This window comes from Streptomyces sp. KM273126 (assembly GCF_004337435.2).
Classification (GTDB): domain Bacteria; phylum Actinomycetota; class Actinomycetes; order Streptomycetales; family Streptomycetaceae; genus Streptomyces; species Streptomyces acidicola.
This window is the reverse complement of sequence record NZ_SJXB02000001.1, coordinates 323,146-344,780: the sequence shown is the minus strand read 5'-3', so window position 1 is coordinate 344,780 and position 21,635 is coordinate 323,146. Positions and strand designations below refer to the sequence as shown.

Below are 21,635 nucleotides of genomic sequence, written 5' to 3'. Positions count from 1 at the left end.
GGTCGTGTGTCTCGTGGCATCTGCCCCCTGGTGAGGCCCTCCATGACTCCTGTTTTCGCTGCTGGCCCCCCGGCGGGCGACGCCGAAACCGGCGTGTCACACTCGGATCATGCGCGTCTACCTCGGCTCGGATCACGCCGGCTACGAACTGAAGAACCACCTCGTTGAGTGGCTCAAGGCCGCCGGCCACGAGCCCGTCGACTGCGGGCCCCACATCTACGACGCCCAGGACGACTACCCGCCGTTCTGCCTCCGTGCCGCCGAGAAGACGGCCGCCGACGCCGGGTCCCTCGGCATCGTGATCGGCGGCTCCGGGAACGGGGAGCAGATCGCGGCGAACAAGGTGAAGGGCGTCCGTGCGGCCCTTGCCTGGAGCGTGGAGACCGCTTCGCTGGGGCGCGAGCACAACGATGCCAACGTCATCGCGGTGGGTGCGCGCATGCACACCCAGGAGGAGGCGACGAAGTTCGTCGAGACCTTCCTCAACACGCCTTTCTCCGGCGACGCACGCCACGTCCGCCGCATCGACATGCTGTCGGCGTACGAGACGACGGGCGACCTCCCCCCGATCCCGCCCCACCACCCGCAGCAGTAGGCACCACCGCCGGGTGGCGCTGGAAGGGCGCGATCGACGCTGGCCAGGTGCCAGGTGCCAGGAGGGCGGCCAGGCACCCCCAGCCCGTCCGGCGTTTGAGGACGAGGCCGTTCAGGCCGAGCGGGGGTCTGGGGGCGGAGCTCCCAGGGGACGGGAATGGGTAGGGGCGGCGGGGGCGAGGAAATCCCCCTGCCCCCACCCCACGCACGCAACCACACCCCGGAGACACCCCCATGCCGGAAGGCCACACCATCCACCGCCTGGCCCAGGACTACGCCGCGGCCTTCACCGGCGGAGCCACCCGCGTCACCAGCCCTCAGGGCAAGTTCACCGACGCCGCAGCCCTCCTCGACGGCACGGAACTCACCACCGCCGAAGCCCACGGCAAGCACCTCTTCCTCCGCTTCGGCCCGGAGGCCATCGGGGACTGGATCCACATCCACCTCGGCCTCTTCGGCAAGGTCGCCTTCGGCCCCGCCCCCGCACCCCCACCCACCGACACGGTCCGCCTCCGCCTCGCGAACGACACGACGTACGTAGACCTCCGCGGCCCCACCACCTGCGCGCTGATCACCAACCCCGAGAAGCAGGCCGTACACGACCGCCTCGGCCCCGACCCCCTCCGCCCGGACGCCGACCCGTCAGCCGCGTACCGCCGCGTCTCCCGCAGCCGTACGACGATCGCCGCCCTCCTCATGGACCAGAAGGTCATCGCGGGCGTCGGCAACGTCTACCGCGCCGAGGTCCTCTTCCGGCACAACATCGACCCGTACCGCCCCGGAAAGCACATCACCCCGGGCGAATGGGAAGCGATGTGGGCCGACCTGGTCGAGCTCATGCGCGAGGGCGTGCGCAACAACCGCATCGACACCGTCCGCCCGGAACACACCCCGGAAGCCATGGGCCGACCGCCTCGCGTCGACGACCACGGTGGCGAGGTGTACGTGTACCGCAGGGCCACGCTGCCCTGCCACATCTGTGGCGGCGAGATCCGCACCGCCGATCTCGCCGCCCGCAACCTCTTCTGGTGCCCGACCTGCCAACAGAACTGACAAGCGGCAGACCCGAATCCACCGCGACCACGTACCAGAATCCGCGAATCCGCGTCCCTCAGAACCCGTGCGGCAACCAAGGCGCCACAGCCGAAGAGAAACCCACCGACGCCTCCGCAAGCGCACCCTGCCGCAGCTCCCGCACCCGCCCGGCCGCCGCCAGCGACGCCAGGCTCACCCCGCCCAGATACGCCGCTCCCAACTCCCGTACGGACAGGGCGAGATCAGCGGGGTCGTCCGTCCGCGTACAGCTCGCGCCCTTCGTATCACCGATGAGCCGCCAACGCCCCTCGTTCCAGGGGCAGAACGCGTCCTCGACCTCGAACACCACGTCCACCGGCGCCTGGTACGTCCGCGTCTGAAGCGCCGCGCCCACGTCCACGAGCCGCAGGTGCAGCGTGTCCCGTATCCGCACCTGACAGCGCCGGATGTCGGACACCATGTGCAGCCACGCCTCGTCGACCGGCCGCCCGTACGCGACGACCTTCGACGTCAGGTCGATGTCGAAGAGGAACCGCCACAGGGCCGCGTGCGCGGCCGGGTCGAGGGCCTCCAGGTCCCGCAGGTGTACGACGTTCCGGGCACCCGACTGGTCCCAGTCGCCCTTGATGCGGAAGCGGGTGTAGCCCACGACCTCCCCACCCCGCTCGGCCACCACGCACTGCAGCGGCGACTGCCCGTTCCGGTCGCTCTCCGGATCCAGCAGCCCCAACCGCTCCCAGCCGGGCTGCCGCGCCAGCATGCCCGGCCGTTCCGGCACTCGCCGTGCGTACACCGCCTCGCACGCGTCGACCACCTCGGCCGGCGGCGCGTACCGCAGGCGCACCTCGTCGGTGCCGGGCGGCACGAACAGCCGTACGCGGGTGGTGTCCACCTCGACGTTGGACTGGTACGTGGCGGCCCCGTAGCCGAACCGGCCGTAGATCACGGGCTCCGAGGCGGTCAGTACGGCGAGGGGCTCACCCCAGGAGCGGATGTCGTCCAACTGCCGCCGCATCATGGCCCGTAGCAGTCCGCGCCGCCGATGGGTGGCCGCGACGCTCACCATCGTGATGCCCGCGGCCGGCACCAAGGCGCCGCCCGGGACCGTGATCCGGAAGGTGAAGGCGCCCGCCGTGCCCACGCATTGGTCACCGTCCCAGGCGCCGATGGTGCGGTTGTGTTCCGTGAGGTCGTGCCACAGCTCACGCTCCTCGGACGACTCGGCCACACCGCCGAAGGCCCGGATGAAGTTGCCGTACCAGGCGTTCCAGTCGGCCTTCCGCAGCACCCGCAAGTCAGTCGCCATACGCCATGCCTACCAGGACAATCCGGGCCGGTCGAACGATTTTCGCCCGACTGTCGGAGACACCACGGCCCGGTCCGTGGTGTCTCCTCGTGTGGGATCTGTGTGAGATTCGTCGTGAACCGGCCCTCGGAAGGGGGACAAGTAGGACCTCCTGTGCACAAGAGCTGGTCCGATCGATAGGGTCCCGAACAATGGCAGCAGGACGAGAGCGGCGCGCGGAGGCCGAGACGTTCACGGCCCGGTTGAGGAAAATGGCTCACCGGGTCCGCACCGGCGTGCGTAAATCCGCCGTCGACTACTTCCGGGGGGACGGCTCCGACTGGGTCGCGCTCGCCGGTCTGATGCTGACGATCCCCCTGATCGCCGCGTGCACGATGGCCAACTCGGTGTGGGTGTCCCCGGCGGTCCTCGTCCTCCCGATCGTCGCGGGCGGCCTGCTGCTGCGCCCGGCCAGCCTGCTGGCGCTGTACGCGGCTGCCGCGACCGCGCTGATAGTCGAGTCCGTGCAGCTCGGACCGTATACGGAGGGCCCGTCCCGGGTGACACCGGGCATCGTGCTGGTCGTCGCGGCCTGCGGCTTCTTCGGCCTCCTCATCGCCCAGTTCCGCAGCCGGGTCGGTGTGCCCTGGCGGCGGGGCGGCACGATGCTCTTCGACCTGCGGGAACGGATCCGGGTGCAGAGCAAGCTGCCGCAGCTGCCGTTCGGCTGGCACCGGGAGATGGCGCTGCGGCCTGCGGGAGGGCAGTCCTTCTCGGGCGACTTCGTGGTCGCGGCCCGCACGAACGGCGGCCGCACGCTGGAGGTCGTCCTCACGGACGTCTCGGGCAAGGGTATGGATGCGGGCTCACGCGCGCTACTCCTCTCCGGCGCCTTCGGCGGCCTCCTGGGATCGCTCCCACCCCATGCCTTCCTCCCCGCCGCGAACGGCTACCTCCTCCGCCAGGACTGGGACGAGGGCTTCGCGACCTCGATCCACCTCGTCCTGGACCTGGACTCGGGCGACTACGAACTCTTCTCCGCCGGGCACCCGCCGGGGCTCCAGCTCAGCGCGGGCAGCGGCCGCTGGGAGGAGAAGGTCGCGGAGGGCCCTCTCCTCGGGGTCTACGACGGCGCCCAGTTCGACCCCGTCAAGGGTTCTCTCCGCCCTGGCGACGTCCTCATGCTCTTCACGGACGGCCTCGTCGAGACCTCCGACCGCGACATCGTCGAAGGCATCGACCGACTCACGGGCGAGGCCGACCGCTATGTCGCCGGTGGTTTCCACGGCGCCGCCTGGCACCTCATCGAAGCGGTGGCCAGAGACGTGAACGACGACCGCGCCCTGCTCCTGATCTCCCGAGAGGGCACCACAGCCCCCCGCTGACCCGGAGGTCTACCGCCCCTGTGGGCTGCCTGGGCAGGGAGGCCGCACATCCCAGCCCCTCCGGCGTTTGAGGAGCGGGGGTTCGGGGGCCGGCCCCCGAATCGGGGTCCGGGGCGGAGCCCGGAAGAGCGAGCGAGAAAAGAGCCCCGAAGCGCGGACCCGGGGCGCGGCCCCGCGCGGGGTGCAGGGGAAGCCCCCTAGGGGCCAGGGGCGGGCTGCCTCGGTGTTGGGAGTGCAGGGGACAAGCCTCTGCCCTCGCGGTGCTCGGGCGCGGCCCCGCTTCTGGGGGTCCAGGGGGCGTAGCCCCCTTGGCGGGGTCGAAGGGGCGGAGCCCCTGGGGACGGGACGGGGAGGGGCGGCGGGGGCGAGAAAAACCCCAGGGAACCCAGCAGCCGCCTCGCACCCCAAACCCCCGCCCCCTACCCCACCGACTCGAACTAACCCACCAACTCGGACACCCTGGTCTCCCGACGCCCTGGAAGAACCCGCGCCAACCAGTGCGACCGGACCGCTGTCAGAGGACCCAGGACGGCCAGCAGGAGCACATAGCCGGCGATGAAGGGCGACAACCGGGCATCCAGCCCCGCAGCAGCCGCCATCGTCGCGAGTATCAGCGCGAACTCTCCCCGCGCCAGCAACGTCGTGGCGATGTTCGCCGCGGGCCCCGGCCCAAAGGCGTACACACGCGCCGCCCCCAGCCCCGCCAGCACATTCATCGCCAGCGTCACGGCCACCGCCGCGAGAACCGGCCACAACACCGTCGGAAGATCACCGGGATCGATCGACAGACCGAACGCGAAGAAGAAGATCGCCCCGAAGGCGTCCCGCAGCGGATGCACGAGCTTGCGTATACGCGCCCCCGACGCCGTACTCCCCAGCATCAGGCCCACCATGAAGGCCCCGATCGCGTCCGCCACCCCGAACCACTCCGACACCCCGGCCACGAACACCGCCGCCCCGAGGAAGGAGATCACCAGCAGCTCGTCGTCCCGCGTGGAGAAGAGGCGCCCGATCACACGTGTCCCGAAACGCGCCACCAGCGCGAGGAGCAGCAGGAACCCGAACGCCTTGCCCGCGTCCAGCACCGCCGACGACAGGGAGTCCGCCCCGGACAGGATCGGCTGCAAGGCCGCGAGATACAGGGCGAGGAAGATGTCCTCGACCACGATGATCCCGAGAATCGGCTTGGTCTCCGGGTTGCCGAGCCGCCCCGTGTCCACCAGCACCTTGGTGACGATCGCGGACGACGAGATGCCGAGCACTCCGGCGAGGACGAGCGCCTCGGAGGTGCCCCACCCGAGGGCGAAACCGAAGGCCAGGCCCGCGCCCACGTTCAGCGCGAGATACGTGCCTCCGGCGAGCGCCATGCGGCGTCCGCCCGCTTTGAGGTCGTCCAGGTGGAACTCCAGGCCCAGGTAGAAGAGGAGCAGCACCAGGCCGAGCGCGGAGAGCATCTCCATGTCGTGCGGGTCCGAGACGAGCACGACGCCGGGGGTGTGCGGGCCGAGCAGGATCCCGGCCAGGATGAAGAGGGGAATGGTGGGTAGTCCTATGCGCCCGCCGAGGCGTGCGAGGACAGCGGCGGCGAGGAAAGCGCCGCCCATGGCGATGAGGGTGTCTGCGTGTCCGATGGGCTCGTCCTCCAGTTCGACCAGTCGGGCTGGTATGGCAAATGCAGCAAAGGAAGCGTCAAGAACGCGTCAATAGTTACTTTACCAAAGTATTCCGAAGCGAGCAGAGTTATCCACAGCCAGCAGACTGAAGCCCGCCTGCAGGCCGTGGCCGAGGGCGTGCGTGCCCGCGGCGGCGACGAGGAGCAGATCGCGGCGGCCTGGCTGCACGACGCGGTGGAGGACGAGGCACTGTCGGAGGAGTGGCTGCGCGGCGCCGCACTGACGGACCGCACGAAGAGCGTCGTGCGGGCACTCACCAAGCGGGCGGGCGAGGCCCCTCAGGCGTACGCCGCGCGCATCCTGGCCACCCCGGGCGCCCTGCTGGTCAAGGAGGCCGACCTGGCGCACAACGCCGACCCCGCCCGGCTCTCGGCCCTCGACGAGGCAACCCGCGCCCGGCTGGAGAAGAAGTACGCACACATGCGAAGCCTCCTCGGCCTGACGGCCGAGGAGGCAAAGGGTGAAGGGAGCTGAACGGTCAGCTCTTGGAGTCGGCCTTACCGACCATGGAATCGGCCTTACCGGCTTCGGAGCCGGTCCTGTCGGCCTTAGGGCCGGACCTGACGGACTGGCCGGTCCTACCGGCCCTGTCGGAGCTGCCGGACTTGCCGCGCTCGCGTGCCAGCTCTGCCGCGTCCCGCCGGAACGCCCACTCCATCTTGGGCTCCATCGCGAACCGGAACATCCGCTGTACCGGCGGGGTGCAGAGCACCGTGACGATCGCGGCCGCCAGCAACGTGACGAAGATCTCGCCGACCGGCTGGTAGACCCAGTCGTAGGTGTCGTACCAGCCCCAGAAGCGGGACCCCTTGACGAGGAAGCCGTGCAGCAGGTAGCCGTACAGCGTGCCCGCGCCGAGCACCGTGAACCACATCTTGCGGCGTGGCACCCAGGCGAAGAAGCAGACCGTAAGCACCATCGAGCAGCCGAAGAGCGCGAGCGTCATGACCATGCCGGCCCACCACGGGGCAGCCAGCTCCTGAGCGCTGTCACGGTGGTAGAACCACGCCGAGTTCATGCGCGGCGCCGCCCAATACGCCACCGCCAGTGCGGCCGCGAACACCGGTACCGCCAGGATCCGCACCTCGCGGCGCCGCATCATCTGGAAGTGCTCCGGCTTCATGACCAGACCCACGACGAAGAACGGCAGGAACTGCAGGACGCGTTGGAGGTCCAGGTCGTCGCCGATGTCGGGCGACACGGAGGCGAGCACGGCGATGGCGAGCGCGATCGGCACGGGCCAGCGCACGACCTTCCACAGCGGGGTCGTCAGCCGCCATACGAACAGCGCGATCAGGAACCAGGTGAGGTACCACGGGTCCAGCAGGCTGATCGGGTGGCCCGGGTCGTCATCGGCCCAGCGCTTGAAGAGGGAGTACGCGACCTCGAAGATCACATACGGGACGGCGACTCCGGTGATCAGGCGCCGGAGCCGGTCGGGGCGCATGTCGAAACTGCGCGAGAAGTAACCGGAGATGACGATGAACGCCGGCATGTGGAACGTGAAGACGAGCATGTAGAGCGCCTCGGCGGCGCGGCTCTGGCTGGTGAGGGGCTGCCAGGCATGGCCCACCGCGACGAGCACGATGGCCAGGTACTTGGCGTTGTCGAAGAACGCGTCGCGCTGTTTGACCGGTCTGGCGTCCGGCGCGGCGGCACTGGCGTCCGGCCGCGCGATCTTGGGGGAGCTCGGGCCCGGTGTGTCGTCCGTCGACTGCTGAGCCGGGGGGAGTGACGCCCTGGGGCCGTGCGGTCGCAGCGAGTTCGTCACAGACCCTCCCGCCGGGAAGTCCGGGGAGTGGTCCGGGTACTCGCTGCGCGTGCGGAGGTCGAGGCAGCGGTAAACATCTGAGGCACCCTAGCGTTGGCTGTGCGATTTAGTAAAACTCTCGACGTGAATCCTGCATTACCCCCCGAGTACCCGGGATTTGAGGAAGGGTTACGCGCCGATTTCCGGACCGCAGGCATGCCGTTTACTGCCCTTCTGTCCTCATTCTTCCGGACTAAATGGTGCATAACGTTCGCGGGCGACTCTGGTGAAATGTCCGCTTTCGCGGGCTCCTTGGTGTGCCTGTGGCAACAATTCGAATTAACTGCGAACAGGATGTGTGTGCATCGAAACGATCATCTCTGAATTCGACTGCGGATGGCACCTCGAATTGCCGTGCGGCGTGTGGCTGTTGGGGACGGGGATGCGCAGGTCCAGTACGGGGACCGGCCAACGTTGGCTCACCAGCCGCATAGGTGGGCCGGGTTGGTGGCACGATGGTTCCGACGGGGGTGTGCGGGGCCGGCACTCCCGGGCCGGGTGAGCGGACCGACCGAGGGTGTGATGAGTTGTGGCCATTTCGCTGTCAGTGGTGCTGCTGTTGGCGATCATCCTTGTGGTGCTGATAAGAGGGGGGAACCTCAAGGCCGGACCTGCGGTCGTCGCCATACTCTTCGGCTTCTTCCTTGCCTCGACCGGCATGGCCGACGACATCCAGCGGTTCCTCAACTCCATAGCTGAGACCGTCAACTCGATTCAGTTCTAGACGTTACGGGGATGGCGCTGCGCGTCTCGGACCCGTCGGCGGCGGGCGGTCACCGCACCGAGGACCGCCTCGGCACCGACGGCACACGCGTCGCCAAACCTCGCGCGCTCGGACTCCGGTCGCCGGCTCTCGATCGAGGTCGTCGAGGTCGTACAGGTTGTCCAGGTCGTTGAGGTCGTCCACGGGCGGTGTGCCACCGGTCGGCGGTGCCCTCACCGCCCCGTCGTGGACACGTAGGGCCGACTCGCTCACCCGCATGACGTGGGGCCGGCCGCGGGCTCTCCTGCCCTGAACGACGGGTTGATCAGGCTCAACGCATGAACAAGGCCCGAGCGGAGTTTTCGATCTCCAGCCCGGGCCTCGTCCCTGTGGAGCGGGCGACGGGAATCGAACCCGCGTAGCTAGTTTGGAAGACTAGGGCTCTACCATTGAGCTACGCCCGCACAGGTCGCGCCGCAGGTCAGGTGACCGCGGCACAGGAGGCATCGTAGCGGGTCCGGTGCCCTCACCGCACACCCCGTTTCCCGGTCGCACCGGCGTGCAACCGGTGCTCCGGAAATGCGGCAGCCGCACTGCCTGTGGGCATGTACCCTACGTGTCGCACCAGACGGGGTGTGGCGCAGCTTGGTAGCGCGTCCGCTTTGGGAGCGGAAGGCCGTGGGTTCAAATCCCGCCACCCCGACCACCAGCCGGAACCCGCCACGGGGAGCCCGGAGCGTCAAGCTCTCCTTTTGGGGCGCGTACCGCCTGCGGTTACTATGCAAGCTGCGCGCCCGTGTGTCTGCACCGTTACGTCTCTCAGGGCCCGCGAATCCGCTGAGGCTCCGCCCGGTCATCCGTACCGGCAGCAGCGAGCAGCAGAAATCCAAGAAGTCAGCCACAAGGAGACCGAACCGTGAAGAGCGCCGTGGAGACCCTGAACCCGACCCGGGTTCGGCTCACTGTCGAGGTGCCCTTCGAGGAGCTCAAGGACAGCCTCGACGCGGCGTACAAGAAGATCAACCAGCAGGTCACGGTGAAGGGCTTCCGCAAGGGCAAGATCCCGGCCCGGGTCATCGACCAGCGGTTCGGTCGTGGCGCCGTGCTGGAGGAGGCCGTCAACGACGCGCTTCCGAAGCTCTACACCGAGGCGGTCAACGAGGCCGAGCTGAACGTCCTCGGCCAGCCCGAGGTCGACATCACGGAGCTGAAGGACGGCGAGACGCTGAACTTCACCGCCGAGGTCGACATCCGCCCGACCATCGAGATCCCGGACTACTCCGGCATCGAGGTCGAGGTCGACGCCGTAGAGGTCACGGACGAGGACATCGCCGAGTCGGTCGAGCAGCTCCGTGAGCGCTTCGCCTCGACGTCCCCCGTCGAGCGTGCCGCCGAGGACGGCGACGTCGTGACGATCGACCTGGAGGCCAAGGTCGAGGGCGAGGTGCTGGAGGACGGCGTCGCGAACGGCGTCTCCTACACCATCGGCTCCGGCGAGCTGCTCGACGGCATCGACGACGCCGTGAAGGGCCTGGAGGCCGGTGGCGAGGCCACCTTCGCCTCCGAGCTCAAGGGCGGCTCGGCGGCCGGCAAGGAGGCCGAGGTGACGGTCAAGGTCACCCAGGTCGCCGCCCGGGAGCTGCCCGAGCTGGACGACGAGTTCGCGCAGCTCGCGTCCGAGTTCGACACGCTGGAGGAGCTGAGGGCGGACAGCCGTAAGCGCCTGGAGAACATGAAGCAGTACGACCAGGCCACGCAGGCTCAGGAGCGCGTCCTGGAGAAGCTGCTGGAGCTCGTCGAGGTGCCCGTCCCCGAGAAGCTGCTCGAGGACGAGATCAACACCCGCAAGCACAACCTGGAGCACCACCAGCTCGGCCAGATGGGCCTCACCCTCGACAAGTACCTGGAGCTCCAGGGCAAGACGGCCGAGGAGTTCGAGGAGGAGACGCGCGAGGCCGCGGTCAAGGGCATCAAGACCCAGTTCGTCCTCGACGAGCTGGTCTCCAGGGAGAAGCTGAACGTCAACCAGGAGGAGCTGACGGAGCACCTGATGCGCCGTGCCGCCTCCTCCGGTATGTCTCCCGACCAGTTCGCCCAGGCGGTCGTCGAGGGCGGTCAGGTTCCGCTCCTCGTCGGCGAGGTCGCCCGCGGTAAGGCCCTGGCCCTGGTCGTCGAGGCCACGACGGTCAAGGACACCAACGGCGAGATCGTGGACCTGGACGACGAGGAGGAGGCGGAGGGCTCTGCGGAGGGTTCCGCCGAGACCCCGGCCGAGGCGAAGCCGGAGACCAAGCCGGAGGCCTGACCTCCACGGCACCCGTGAAGCACCCCTGACGGGCCCCGAGGCCGCACCAGCGCGCCTCGGGGCCCGTCGGCGTTCCCATGGGCCTGTGCCGCGCGGTCTCGGCGGCGGGCCGGGCGCCTCGGCGCTTTCCTGCGGGGCGGGTGCGTGTGCCGTGTACGTGTGCGTGCGCACGACCCGGTGGTGGGGTGACCCGGGCGCCTCCGCGTTTGCCCGTGGACGGGTGCGTGCGTGGCTGCCCCGCCGTGGTGGCTTGGGCGCCTACGCGTTTGTTCGTGGGTCGGGGGCGCGCCGGGAGGTCTCCGTCCTCGGTCCGGCGGGTCTGTGGGGTGTCGTATGTGCTCGGCGGCGGACGCCGGCCGCTGCGGGCGGACACCTCCCGGCACACCCCCTGCCGCGCGTACGCGGCTGCCGGGCGCGTCGGGGGCGCGGTTACGGCTGGCGGTGCGCGGACGGGTGCGGTTTCGGCTGGCGGTGCGCGGACGGGTGCGGGCACGGCTGCCGATGCGCGGAAGGGCGCGGACATGGCTGCCGGTGCGGGTGGTGCCGGTGGTGCCGGTGGTGCGGCGGGGCCGGTGTTTGCTGGTGGTACTGGTGTGCGGGCGGGTAAGGGCAGGGCTGGCAGTGCGTGGGCGATGCGGTCGACGTGCGGCACGGTTCCCTGCTGGGCTCGGGCGAGCCTGTGCATTCAGGGGCGCGGGGAACTGCGCGACCAGCCACAACGCACCCGCAGCCGCCCACCGACAGAAACCCGGCAGACGAACCCGGCGGCCCGGGGCCCGGGGCGGAGCCCCGTGGCGGGGCCCGGGGCGGAGGGCCACTCACAGCCTGGGCGAGCCCCGCCAACCGCCGACCCAGCGGAGCGCATGCGCTGACAGCGAACAGTTCCCTCTGCGGGATTCCCCGGAGGGACCCGCGCGTTAGGGTCCATGAATACGAGGGCAGGGAAGTCCCCGGAGCAGCCCCGACAGGGGCGCGCACGGGGTCCCAGGCCCCAGCAGAAGACGTGAGACGGCCCGGCGCCGTCGTAAGACGAGCAGGTGGATTACGTGACGAATCTGATGCCCTCCGCCGCCGGCGAGCCTTCCATCGGTGGCCTCGGCGACCAGGTCTACAACCGGCTGCTCGGCGAGCGGATCATTTTCCTCGGCCAGCCGGTCGACGACGATATCGCGAACAAGATCACCGCACAGCTGCTGCTCCTTGCCGCTGACCCGGACAAGGACATCAACCTGTACATCAACAGCCCCGGCGGCTCGATCACGGCCGGTATGGCGATCTACGACACCATGCAGTTCATCAAGAACGACGTGGTGACCATCGCCATGGGCCTCGCCGCCTCCATGGGCCAGTTCCTGCTCAGCGCGGGCACGCCGGGCAAGCGCTTCGCGCTGCCGAACGCCGAGATCCTGATCCACCAGCCCTCCGCCGGCCTCGCCGGCTCGGCCTCCGACATCAAGATCCACGCCGAGCGGCTGCTGCACACCAAGAAGCGCATGGCCGAGCTCACGGCGCACCACACCGGCCAGTCGGTTGATCAGGTCACCCGCGACTCCGACCGTGACCGCTGGTTCGACGCCTACGAGGCCAAGGACTACGGCCTCATCGACGACGTCATCACCCACGCCGCCAGCTTGCCGGGCGGCGGCGGCACCGGGGCCGCGTAACCGGCGCACGCCGGGCGCGCGCCGGAGTCACCGCACACCGGCGCACGACTCCGCGCAGCCGTACGGACCGTACAGACCGCACAGGCGGTACGAGCCGTACAACGGAACCGCTCCCACGCGACCAGGTACGACGACGGACGACGGATCGGGAAACGGGTCGGGAAAACGGATGGGGACCGCGGGGCAACCCGCTCCCGGTTCCGGTCCCGATGCCGATCACCGAGGCGACGTACGACGATGGAAGCGAGTGGACCGCGGCCCCGTACGACGGCGCGCGGCGACGCACCAGCACCCCGGCGCCCCCGTAGGCCCCAGACCCCCAGCCGACCGCCTCAGCCCCTCTCAGGCTCCCAGGAGACACAGTGAACGACTTCCCCGGCAGCGGCCTCTACGACCGTGCGCGCGCCCAGTACAGCGGCCCCACGGCCGAGTCCCGCTATGTCATCCCGCGCTTCGTCGAGCGCACCTCCCAGGGCGTGCGTGAGTACGACCCGTACGCGAAGCTCTTCGAGGAGCGCGTGATCTTCCTCGGCGTGCAGATCGACGACGCCTCCGCCAACGACGTCATGGCGCAGCTGCTGTGCCTGGAGTCGATGGACCCCGACCGGGACATCTCGGTCTACATCAACAGCCCGGGCGGTTCCTTCACCGCGCTCACGGCCATCTACGACACGATGCAGTTCGTGAAGCCGGACATCCAGACGGTCTGCATGGGCCAGGCGGCCTCCGCCGCCGCCATCCTGCTGGCCGCCGGTACGCCCGGCAAGCGCATGGCGCTGCCGAACGCCCGCGTGCTGATCCACCAGCCGTACAGCGAGACCGGCCGCGGCCAGGTCTCCGACCTGGAGATCGCCGCCAACGAGATCCTCCGGATGCGCTCGCAGCTGGAGGAGATGCTGGCCAAGCACTCCACCACGCCGATCGACAAGATCCGCGAGGACATCGAGCGCGACAAGATCCTCACGGCCGAGGACGCGCTCTCGTACGGCCTGATCGATCAGATCATCTCGACCCGGAAAATGAACAACGAGTCCGTCCGCTAGGACGGGTGGGGGAGTATCGTCTGCCGCCCCTTGGCATGGTTTGGCACGGTGCACGTCAAAGTGAACCGTGCCAAGGGGGGCCCGAACGTGGGGCCCGGCAAGGTACCGTCGGACATAAGGCAGCACCAGGAGCCGCTGGACCTAGGCGTCTCCCAGGCGAAGGGGAAGCACACCGTGGCACGCATCGGTGACGGCGGCGATCTGCTCAAGTGCTCGTTCTGCGGCAAGAGCCAGAAGCAGGTCAAGAAGCTCATCGCAGGCCCCGGTGTGTACATCTGCGACGAGTGCATCGATCTCTGCAACGAGATCATCGAGGAGGAGCTCGCGGAGACCAGCGAGGTCCGCTGGGAGGAGCTCCCGAAACCCCGCGAGATCTACGAGTTCCTGGAGGGGTACGTCGTCGGCCAGGAGGCCGCGAAGAAGGCCCTCTCGGTCGCGGTGTACAACCACTACAAACGCGTCCAGGCCGGCGAGAACGGCGGGGCGAACGGCCGCGACGACGCCATCGAGCTGGCGAAGTCCAACATCCTGTTGCTCGGCCCCACGGGCTCGGGCAAGACCCTGCTGGCCCAGACCCTGGCCCGGATGCTCAACGTCCCGTTCGCCATCGCCGACGCGACGGCGCTCACGGAGGCGGGCTACGTGGGCGAGGACGTCGAGAACATCCTGCTGAAGCTCATCCAGGCCGCCGACTACGACGTCAAGAAGGCCGAGACCGGGATCATCTACATCGACGAGATCGACAAGGTGGCCCGCAAGAGCGAGAACCCGTCGATCACCCGGGACGTGTCGGGTGAGGGCGTCCAGCAGGCACTCCTGAAGATCCTGGAGGGCACGACGGCCTCCGTCCCGCCCCAGGGCGGGCGCAAGCACCCGCACCAGGAGTTCATCCAGATCGACACGACGAACGTCCTGTTCATCGTGGGCGGTGCCTTCGCCGGTCTGGAGAAGATCATCGAGTCCCGGGCGGGCGCGAAGGGCATCGGCTTCGGTGCGACCATCCGTTCCAAGCGCGAGCTCGAATCCAAGGACCAGTTCGAGGACGTCATGCCCGAGGACCTGGTGAAGTTCGGCATGATCCCCGAGTTCATCGGCCGGCTGCCCGTCATCACCTCGGTCCACAACCTCGACCGCAAGGCCCTCCTCCAGATCCTGGTGGAGCCGCGCAACGCGCTCGTGAAGCAGTACCAGCGCCTCTTCGAACTCGACGGTGTGGAGCTGGACTTCGAGCGCGAGGCCCTGGAGGCCATCGCCGACCAGGCCATCCTCCGCCAGACCGGCGCCCGCGGCCTGCGCGCCATCATGGAGGAGGTCCTCCAGGCGGTCATGTACGAGGTACCGTCCCGCAAGGACGTGGCCCGCGTGGTCATCACGGCGGACGTCGTCCTGTCGAACGTGAACCCGACGCTGATCCCGCGCGACGCCCGCGGCCGCGGTTCGGGGGAGCAGAAGACGGCCTAGTCGCCGCGCGTGCGACAGCGAGGGGCCCCGGTCAACCGACCGGGGCCCCTTCGTAGTTGAACAGTGTTGAACAGTTCGCAGTGGAACAGCCGATCCGCGGGATCAGGCCTTGACGCGGACTTCCTTACGGAGCTTGGCGGCGGTCTCGGCCGTCTCGGCCGGGTCCGCGCTCTTGCCCGCCGCGATGTCCGAGTACTCCATCGGCATCACAAAACCGAGCGTGCTGTGGTCGGCCCAGACGCAGTAGACGATGCTCAGCTCGCTCGGCCCGCCCGCCGTACCCCCGGTCGGCGCCTTGCCCTTGGCCGTCTGGCACTTCATGACGGCGCCGTCGAGCGAGCTCGGCGTGTACGCCTGCGGGCTGCCCTCGAAGGTGACGTCCTTCTCGGCGTCCGTCTTCTGCATGGCGAAGAACCCGTCGACCGCCTTCTCCGGGTCCTCGATCTCGCCGTAGATGCCGCCGAAGGTGATCATCTTCCCGGCCAGCGGGTTACCGCTGTCCTTGCCCGCCTCGTAGTTGGCGCTGACGTCCTGGGGGTTCGCGATGCCCCAGCTCTCCGCCGTCTTCAGGTCGCTCGAACTCATGCCGTCGCCGCCGCTGCTGGCGGACTTCTTGTACTCGGTGAGCACGGTCTCCGGCGTCGTCAGCTTGTGCGGCCCGTCGTCCGCGATGTCCGAACCGCCACCGCCACGGCTCCCGCCGAACGCGAAGTACGCACCCACGGCGATCACGGCCACGACGGCCACCGCGCCGATGACGAGGCCCGTCTTCTTGTTGCCGCCACCGGGGGCCGGCGGCTGGGGAACCCCGTAGGGCTGCTGGCCGTACGGAGCCTGCTGACCGTACGCGGGCTGCTGGCCGTAGGGCGGCTGCTGCGGGGGAACACCAGGGGGCGTGCCCTGGGGGGCCTGCTGGGGGTACCCGTAGCCGGGCTGCGCGGGAGGCGCCGGCGGCGGCGCCTGCTGGGGGTAGCCGTAGCCGGGCTGCGCGGGGGGCGTCTGCGGCGGCTGGCCGTAGGGGCCCGGCTGGCCGTACGGCCCCGGCTGCTGGGGCTGTCCCGGCTGCTGGGGCTGCCCGCCGTACGGGCCCGGCTGGTTGTAGCTCATTTCTGGGTTCCCCTCCAGATGCTTATGTTTCGCTGACATCCTTGCCCAGACCGGGAGCGGGCGTTGCGCCGGGGTGCGTACCGTTACAGAACAAACGCGTTTCGGGACTGCCCCGTGACACCCCTAAACTGAGCCCGTGACCGAGAACGCTCAGCAGCAGCCCACAGCGCCCAGCACCGAACTGCCGACCCAGTACGCGCCGGCCGAGGTAGAGGGGCCGCTGTACGAGCGCTGGGTTGAGCGGGGCTACTTCGAGGCGGACGAGAAGAGCGACAAGCCGCCGTACACCGTCGTCATCCCGCCGCCGAACGTCACCGGCAGCCTGCACCTCGGGCACGCCTTCGAACACACCCTCATCGACGCCCTCACCCGCCGCAAGCGCATGCAGGGCTACGAGACGCTGTGGCAGCCCGGCATGGACCACGCCGGCATCGCCACGCAGAACATCGTCGAGCGCGAGCTGGGGAAGGAAGGAAAGTCCCGGCACGACCTCGGTCGCGAGGCCTTCGTCGAGCGCGTCTGGCAGTGGAAGGCCGAGTCCGGCGGGCAGATCAGCGGACAGATGCGCCGCCTCGGCGACGGCGTCGCCTGGTCGCGCGAGCGCTTCACCATGGACGAGGGGCTTTCCCAGGCCGTCCAGACCATCTTCAAGCGGTTCTACGACGACGAGCTGATCTACCGCGCCGAGCGCATCATCAACTGGTGCCCCCGCTGTCTGACGGCCATCTCGGACATCGAGGTCGAGTACCAGGACGACGACGGTGAGCTCGTCTCGATGAAGTACGGCGAGGGGGACGACACCATCGTCGTCGCCACGACCCGTGCCGAGACCATGCTCGGAGACACGGCGGTTGCCGTTCACCCCGAGGACGAGCGGTACAAGCACCTGATCGGCAAGCTCATCAGGCTGCCGCTGACCGACCGTTCGATCCCGGTCGTCGCCGACGAGCACGTCGACCCCGAGTTCGGCACGGGCGCCGTCAAGGTCACCCCGGCCCACGACCCGAACGACTTCGAGATCGGCCAGCGCCACAACCTGCCGTCCCTCACCATCATGGACGAGCACGCCGTCATCACCGTCCACGGCCCCTTCCAGGGACTGGACCGGCTCGAAGCCCGTTCCGCCATCGTCGCCGCACTGCGCGCCGAGGGCCGGATCGTCGCCGAGAAGCGGCCGTACGTCCACTCCGTCGGCCACTGCTCGCGCTGCAACACCACCATCGAGCCGCGCCTGTCCATGCAGTGGTGGGTCAAGGTCGGCCCGCTGGCGAAGGCGGCGGGTGACGCCGTCCGTGACGGACGCGTCAAGATCCATCCGCAGGAGATGGAGAAGCGGTACTTCGACTGGGTCGACAACCTCCACGACTGGTGCATTTCCCGGCAGTTGTGGTGGGGTCACCGCATTCCGGTCTGGTACGGGCCGAACGGCGAGGTCGTCTGCGTCGGCCCGAACGACGAGCCCCCGTCCGGTGAGGGCTGGCATCAGGACACCGACGTCCTCGACACCTGGTTCTCCTCCGGCCTGTGGCCCTTCTCGACCCTCGGCTGGCCCGGACAGACCGAGTCGCTCGCGAAGTTCTACCCGAACTCCGTCCTGGTCACCGGCTACGACATCCTCTTCTTCTGGGTCGCCCGGATGATGATGTTCGGCCTGTACGCGATGGACGGCACCCCGCCGTTCCACACCATCGCCCTGCACGGCATGGTGCGCGACCAGTTCGGCAAGAAGATGTCGAAGTCCTTCGGCAACGCGGTCAACCCGCTGGACTGGATGGACAAGTACGGCTCCGACGCGCTCAGGTTCACCTTGGCTCGCGGCGCCAACCCCGGTGTCGACGTGCCGATCGGCGAGGACTGGGTCCAGGGCTCCCGCAACTTCGCCAACAAGATCTGGAACGCCACGCGCTTCGCGCTGATGAACGGCGCGACGGTCGAGGGCCCGCTGCCGGACGCGGCGAAGATGTCGGCGACCGACCGCTGGATCCTCTCCCGCCTGAACTCCGTCGTCGCCGAAGTCGACGCGTTCTACGAGGACTTCCAGTTCGCCAAGCTGTCCGACGCACTGTTCCACTTCGCCTGGGACGAGGTCTTCGACTGGTACGTCGAGCTGTCCAAGACGACGTTCCAGGCGGGCGGAGAGGCGGCCGAGGTCAGCAAGCGCGTCCTCGGCGAGGTCCTCGACGTCACCCTGAAACTGCTGCACCCGGTCGTCCCGTTCGTGACGGAGACGCTGTGGACGACGCTGACGGGCGGTGAGTCCGTCGTCATCGCCGACTGGCCGAAGGACAGTGGCTTCCGGGACGCGGCGGCCGAGAAGGAGATCGAAACGCTCCAGTCCGTCATCACCGAGGTCCGCCGCTTCCGCGCCGACCAGGGCCTCCAGCCCGGCCAGCGCGTCCCGGCCCGTCTGGAACTGGGCGGCACCGCGCTCGCCCCGCACGAGGCCGCCATCCGCCAGCTGCTCCGGCTCCAGCAGGAGGGCGAGGGCTTCTCGGCGACGGCCACGCTGCCGGTGGCGGGCGCCGAGGTCGCGCTGGACCTCTCCGGTGTGATCGACGTGGCGGCGGAGCGCAAGCGGCTGGCCAAGGACCTGGCGGCCGCCGAGAAGGAGAAGGCCCAGGCCACGGCCAAGCTCGGCAACGAGGCGTTCCTCGCGAAGGCCCCGGACCAGGTCGTGGAGAAGATCCGCACGCGGCTCGCGAAGGCGGACGAGGACATCACGCGGATCCAGGCGCAGCTGGAGCGACTGCCGCAGGCGTAGCCGTTCGCAGCCGTTCGTACGGTGCCGAAGGCCCCCGGAGCCACCAGGTTCCGGGGGCCCTGCGTCTGTGAGGCCGGGCGCCTCAAGCCTCTGTCGGTGCTCGTCCGTAGACTGGTCCCGTGAGTGAGCTCCCCCCGCACGACAGCAGTGCGCAGCCCGACCCCGCCGACTCCTTCGAGGAGATCATCGCGGCCGAGACGGGTCGCGACCCCGATCTCGCGGTGATCGAGGCGGGCAGCCGTACCCTGCGCACCCAGGGCGGGCCGCCGGGGGCCGACGTGCCCGCGCGGCCGGCGGACCCCGAGGCCGACAAGGCCCTGCGCGAGGTCGAGGCGGAACTGGCCACGCGCTGGGGCGAGACCAAGCTGGAGCCGTCGGTCTCGCGGATCGCCGCGCTGATGGACGTGCTGGGCGAGCCGCAGCGGTCGTACCCCTCCATCCACATCACGGGGACCAACGGCAAGACGTCCACCGCCCGCATGATCGAGGCGCTGCTGGGCGCCTTCGAGCTGCGTACCGGCCGCTACACCTCGCCGCACGTCCAGTCGATCACCGAGCGGATCAGCCTGGACGGCGCCCCCATGGGGGCCGAGCGGTTCGTCGAGACGTACCAGGACATCAAGCCGTACATCGAGATGGTGGACGACCAGCAGGAGTTCCGGCTGTCCTTCTTCGAGGTGCTCACGGGCATGGCGTACGCGGCCTTCGCGGACGCGCCCGTGGACGTGGCCGTCGTCGAGGTGGGCATGGGCGGCAGCTGGGACGCCACCAACGTCATCGATGCCGACGTGGCCGTCGTGACACCCATAGACCTCGACCACACCGACCGGCTCGGCACCACGCCCGGTGAGATCGCCGGCGAGAAGGCGGGCATCGTCAAGCAGGACGCGACGGTGATCCTCGCCCAGCAGCCGGTCGACGCGGCGCAGGTGCTGCTGAAGAAGGCCGTCGAGGTGGACGCGACCGTGGCGCGGGAGGGCCTGGAGTTCGGGGTCGTCGGCCGGCAGGTCGCGGTCGGCGGACAACTGCTCACGCTGCGCGGGCTCGGCGGGGAGTACGAGGAGCTGTTCCTGCCGCTGCACGGCGCCTACCAGGCGCACAACGCGGCGGTGGCGCTCGCGGCGGTCGAGGCGTTCTTCGGGGTCGGCTCGCAGCGGCCGGAGCCGCTCGACATCGACACCGTCCGCAAGGCGTTCGCGTCCGTCGCCTCACCCGGGCGCCTTGAGGTCGTACGGCGCTCTCCGACGGTCGTGCTGGACGCCGCCCACAATCCGGCGGGCGCGCGCGCCACGGCGGACGCGGTGAGTGAGGTGTTCGACTTCAGCCGGCTGATCGGTGTCGTGGGCGCGAGCGGCGACAAGAACGTGCGGGGGCTGCTGGAGGCCTTCGAGCCGATCTTCGCCGAGGTCGTGATCACCCAGAACTCCAGCCATCGCGCGATGGACGCGGACCAGCTGGCCGCGATCGCGGTTGAGGTGTTCGGGGACGAGCGCGTCCAGGTCGAGCCGCGGCTCGACGACGCCCTGGAGGCGGCGATCACGCTCGCCGAGGAGGAGGGCGAGTACGCGGGCGGTGGTGTCCTTGTCACCGGGTCCGTCATCACCGTGGGCGAGGCCCGACTGCTGCTGGGGAGGGGCTGAGTCCCGTGCGTACGCTGTGTGCTTCGACGCTGATCGGTGAGTTCTTCGTCATCGGGTTCGCCGGGCTGGTCGCCATGAAGGACCCGGACCTGTCCATGAGTACGGTGTGGACGGTCTGCGGTGTCGCGATGGCGCTGTGCGTTCTGCTGTGCGGGCTGATCACGCGACCTGGTGGGGTGCAGCTCGGCTGGGCGCTCCAGATCGTGCTGATCGCCTCCGGCTTCGTCGTCCCGGTCATGTTCTTCCTGGGGGCCGTCTTCGCGGCGCTGTGGTGGGCGTCCGTCCACTTCGGGCGGAAGGTGGACGAGGCGAAGGCGCGGTTCGCCGCGCAGGGGGCGGCGGCCCAGGGAGTGCCGGGGGAGGCGTCCACCGGCGCCGGGGCTTCCTGATGCCGCTCTGACGGCATCCTGACGCTGTGTGACGCTCCAACGAGCGCGCCCTGTAGCCTCTGAGCTCCGCACACTTGTGAAATTGAAGGAGTCACCGTCGTGAGCCAGCGCACCCTTGTCCTCCTCAAGCCCGACGCCGTTCGTCGTGGGCTGACCGGCGAGATCATCAGCCGTATCGAGCGCAAGGCCGGATGGCGGATCACTGCGCTGGAGCTGCGCACGCTGGACCAGGAGACGCTGGAGCAGCACTACGGGGAGCACAAGGGCAAGCCGTTCTACGAGCCGCTGGTCGAGTTCATGGCGTCCGGGCCCGTGGTCGCGCTGATCGTGGAGGGTGAGCGGGTCATCGAGGGGCTGCGTGCGCTGGCGGGGCCGACGGACCCGATCGCCGCCGCGCCCGGGTCGATCCGGGGCGACTACGGCGTCATCGTCCGCGAGAACCTCATTCACGCGTCCGACTCCGAGGAGTCCGCCGAGCGCGAGGTGAAGATCTTCTTCCCCGGCCGCGCGTAACGCTTCCAGCGACGGCCCGGTCCCGCGGTGTGCGGGGCCGGGCCGTCGGTGGTCGCGCGAGGGTTTCCTCGCCCCCCCCCCGCCGCGCCTACCGTCCCATCCCTGGGGGGCTGCCGCCCCAGACCCCCGTTCGGTGGCTGGGGTGGGTGGATTGTGTGCGGGTGTGCGGGTGGGTGGTTGGTTGGTTCATCGGACTGAACGGCCTCGTCCTCAAACGCCGGACGGGCTGAAAACCAGAGCCTCGCCCGCACATTCCAGCCCCTCCCG

17 protein-coding genes and 2 tRNA genes are annotated in these 21,635 nt (G+C 69.3%); 14 read left to right on the top strand and 5 right to left on the bottom strand.

The window, feature by feature from the left end:
• Positions 1-109: 109 nt before the first annotated feature.
• Together E0500_RS01425 and E0500_RS01420 are read left to right on the top strand one after the other, a co-directional pair.
• The gene (locus tag E0500_RS01425; RefSeq protein WP_131569794.1) at positions 110-595 is read left to right on the top strand and encodes a ribose-5-phosphate isomerase; all 486 of its coding nucleotides are present in this window, start codon (positions 110-112) and stop codon (positions 593-595) included.
• A gap of 233 nt (positions 596-828) precedes the next feature.
• Positions 829-1,647 (top strand): Fpg/Nei family DNA glycosylase, encoded by an 819-nt coding sequence (locus tag E0500_RS01420; RefSeq protein ID WP_181586830.1) that lies wholly within the window; start codon positions 829-831, stop codon positions 1,645-1,647.
• A gap of 58 nt (positions 1,648-1,705) precedes the next feature.
• Here the strand turns inward: E0500_RS01420 and E0500_RS01415 are convergent, their stop codons facing one another.
• Positions 1,706-2,935: a GNAT family N-acetyltransferase gene (locus E0500_RS01415; protein ID WP_131572231.1), complete on the bottom strand. Its 1,230-nt coding sequence runs from the start codon at positions 2,933-2,935 to the stop codon at positions 1,706-1,708.
• A 191-nt stretch (positions 2,936-3,126) separates the two neighbouring features.
• On the opposite strand from E0500_RS01415, the gene E0500_RS01410 reads away from it, so the two are divergent.
• The gene (locus tag E0500_RS01410) at positions 3,127-4,299 is read left to right on the top strand and encodes a PP2C family protein-serine/threonine phosphatase (RefSeq protein ID WP_131572232.1); all 1,173 of its coding nucleotides are present in this window, start codon (positions 3,127-3,129) and stop codon (positions 4,297-4,299) included.
• A 437-nt stretch (positions 4,300-4,736) separates the two neighbouring features.
• Here the strand turns inward: E0500_RS01410 and E0500_RS01405 are convergent, their stop codons facing one another.
• On the bottom strand, positions 4,737-5,903 hold the full coding sequence (locus E0500_RS01405; RefSeq protein WP_131570805.1) for a cation:proton antiporter: 1,167 nt from the start codon (positions 5,901-5,903) through the stop codon (positions 4,737-4,739).
• A gap of 138 nt (positions 5,904-6,041) precedes the next feature.
• On the opposite strand from E0500_RS01405, the gene E0500_RS01400 reads away from it, so the two are divergent.
• The gene (locus E0500_RS01400; RefSeq protein ID WP_309505205.1) at positions 6,042-6,446 is read left to right on the top strand and encodes a phosphohydrolase; all 405 of its coding nucleotides are present in this window, start codon (positions 6,042-6,044) and stop codon (positions 6,444-6,446) included.
• Between the two features lie 4 nt (positions 6,447-6,450).
• On the opposite strand, the gene E0500_RS01395 is transcribed toward E0500_RS01400, so the two are convergent.
• Entirely contained in the window at positions 6,451-7,743 is a 1,293-nt protein-coding gene (locus E0500_RS01395; RefSeq protein ID WP_131570804.1) for an acyltransferase family protein, read from the bottom strand.
• Between the two features lie 568 nt (positions 7,744-8,311).
• On the opposite strand from E0500_RS01395, the gene E0500_RS01390 reads away from it, so the two are divergent.
• Positions 8,312-8,506 (top strand): hypothetical protein, encoded by a 195-nt coding sequence (locus E0500_RS01390; protein ID WP_131570802.1) that lies wholly within the window; start codon positions 8,312-8,314, stop codon positions 8,504-8,506.
• A gap of 369 nt (positions 8,507-8,875) precedes the next feature.
• Here E0500_RS01390 and E0500_RS01385 read toward each other — a convergent pair.
• Positions 8,876-8,949, bottom strand: a tRNA-Gly gene (locus E0500_RS01385).
• 165 nt (positions 8,950-9,114) lie between these two features.
• Between E0500_RS01385 and E0500_RS01380 the strand changes: the two genes are divergently transcribed.
• The 5 genes from E0500_RS01380 (at position 9,115) to clpX (ending at position 14,958) form a co-directional block, all read left to right on the top strand.
• Positions 9,115-9,191: transfer RNA gene (locus E0500_RS01380), tRNA-Pro, on the top strand.
• A gap of 210 nt (positions 9,192-9,401) precedes the next feature.
• Positions 9,402-10,790, top strand: a complete 1,389-nt coding sequence (tig, locus tag E0500_RS01375) for a trigger factor (protein ID WP_131570800.1) — start codon at positions 9,402-9,404, stop codon at positions 10,788-10,790.
• A gap of 1,046 nt (positions 10,791-11,836) precedes the next feature.
• Positions 11,837-12,454, top strand: a complete 618-nt coding sequence (locus E0500_RS01370) for an ATP-dependent Clp protease proteolytic subunit (protein ID WP_165935218.1) — start codon at positions 11,837-11,839, stop codon at positions 12,452-12,454.
• 362 nt (positions 12,455-12,816) lie between these two features.
• Positions 12,817-13,497 carry an ATP-dependent Clp protease proteolytic subunit gene (locus E0500_RS01365; protein ID WP_131570798.1) on the top strand — a complete coding sequence of 227 codons (681 nt, stop codon included), beginning with the start codon at positions 12,817-12,819 and terminating at the stop codon, positions 13,495-13,497.
• 174 nt (positions 13,498-13,671) lie between these two features.
• On the top strand, positions 13,672-14,958 hold the full coding sequence (gene clpX / locus E0500_RS01360; protein WP_131570807.1) for an ATP-dependent Clp protease ATP-binding subunit ClpX: 1,287 nt from the start codon (positions 13,672-13,674) through the stop codon (positions 14,956-14,958).
• Positions 14,959-15,060: 102 nt separating this feature from the next.
• On the opposite strand, the gene E0500_RS01355 is transcribed toward clpX, so the two are convergent.
• On the bottom strand, positions 15,061-16,065 hold the full coding sequence (locus E0500_RS01355; RefSeq protein ID WP_131570797.1) for a hypothetical protein: 1,005 nt from the start codon (positions 16,063-16,065) through the stop codon (positions 15,061-15,063).
• Positions 16,066-16,201: 136 nt separating this feature from the next.
• On the opposite strand from E0500_RS01355, the gene E0500_RS01350 reads away from it, so the two are divergent.
• The 4 genes from E0500_RS01350 (at position 16,202) to ndk (ending at position 21,368) form a co-directional block, all read left to right on the top strand.
• The gene (locus tag E0500_RS01350) at positions 16,202-18,826 is read left to right on the top strand and encodes a valine--tRNA ligase (RefSeq protein WP_131570795.1); all 2,625 of its coding nucleotides are present in this window, start codon (positions 16,202-16,204) and stop codon (positions 18,824-18,826) included.
• Positions 18,827-18,945: 119 nt separating this feature from the next.
• Positions 18,946-20,466, top strand: coding sequence for a folylpolyglutamate synthase/dihydrofolate synthase family protein (locus E0500_RS01345; RefSeq protein WP_131570793.1), 1,521 nt, complete (start codon positions 18,946-18,948; stop codon positions 20,464-20,466).
• 5 nt (positions 20,467-20,471) lie between these two features.
• Positions 20,472-20,855, top strand: coding sequence for a DUF4233 domain-containing protein (locus tag E0500_RS01340; protein ID WP_131570792.1), 384 nt, complete (start codon positions 20,472-20,474; stop codon positions 20,853-20,855).
• Positions 20,856-20,954: 99 nt separating this feature from the next.
• Positions 20,955-21,368: a nucleoside-diphosphate kinase gene (gene ndk, locus E0500_RS01335; RefSeq protein ID WP_131570790.1), complete on the top strand. Its 414-nt coding sequence runs from the start codon at positions 20,955-20,957 to the stop codon at positions 21,366-21,368.
• Positions 21,369-21,635 lie beyond the last annotated feature (267 nt).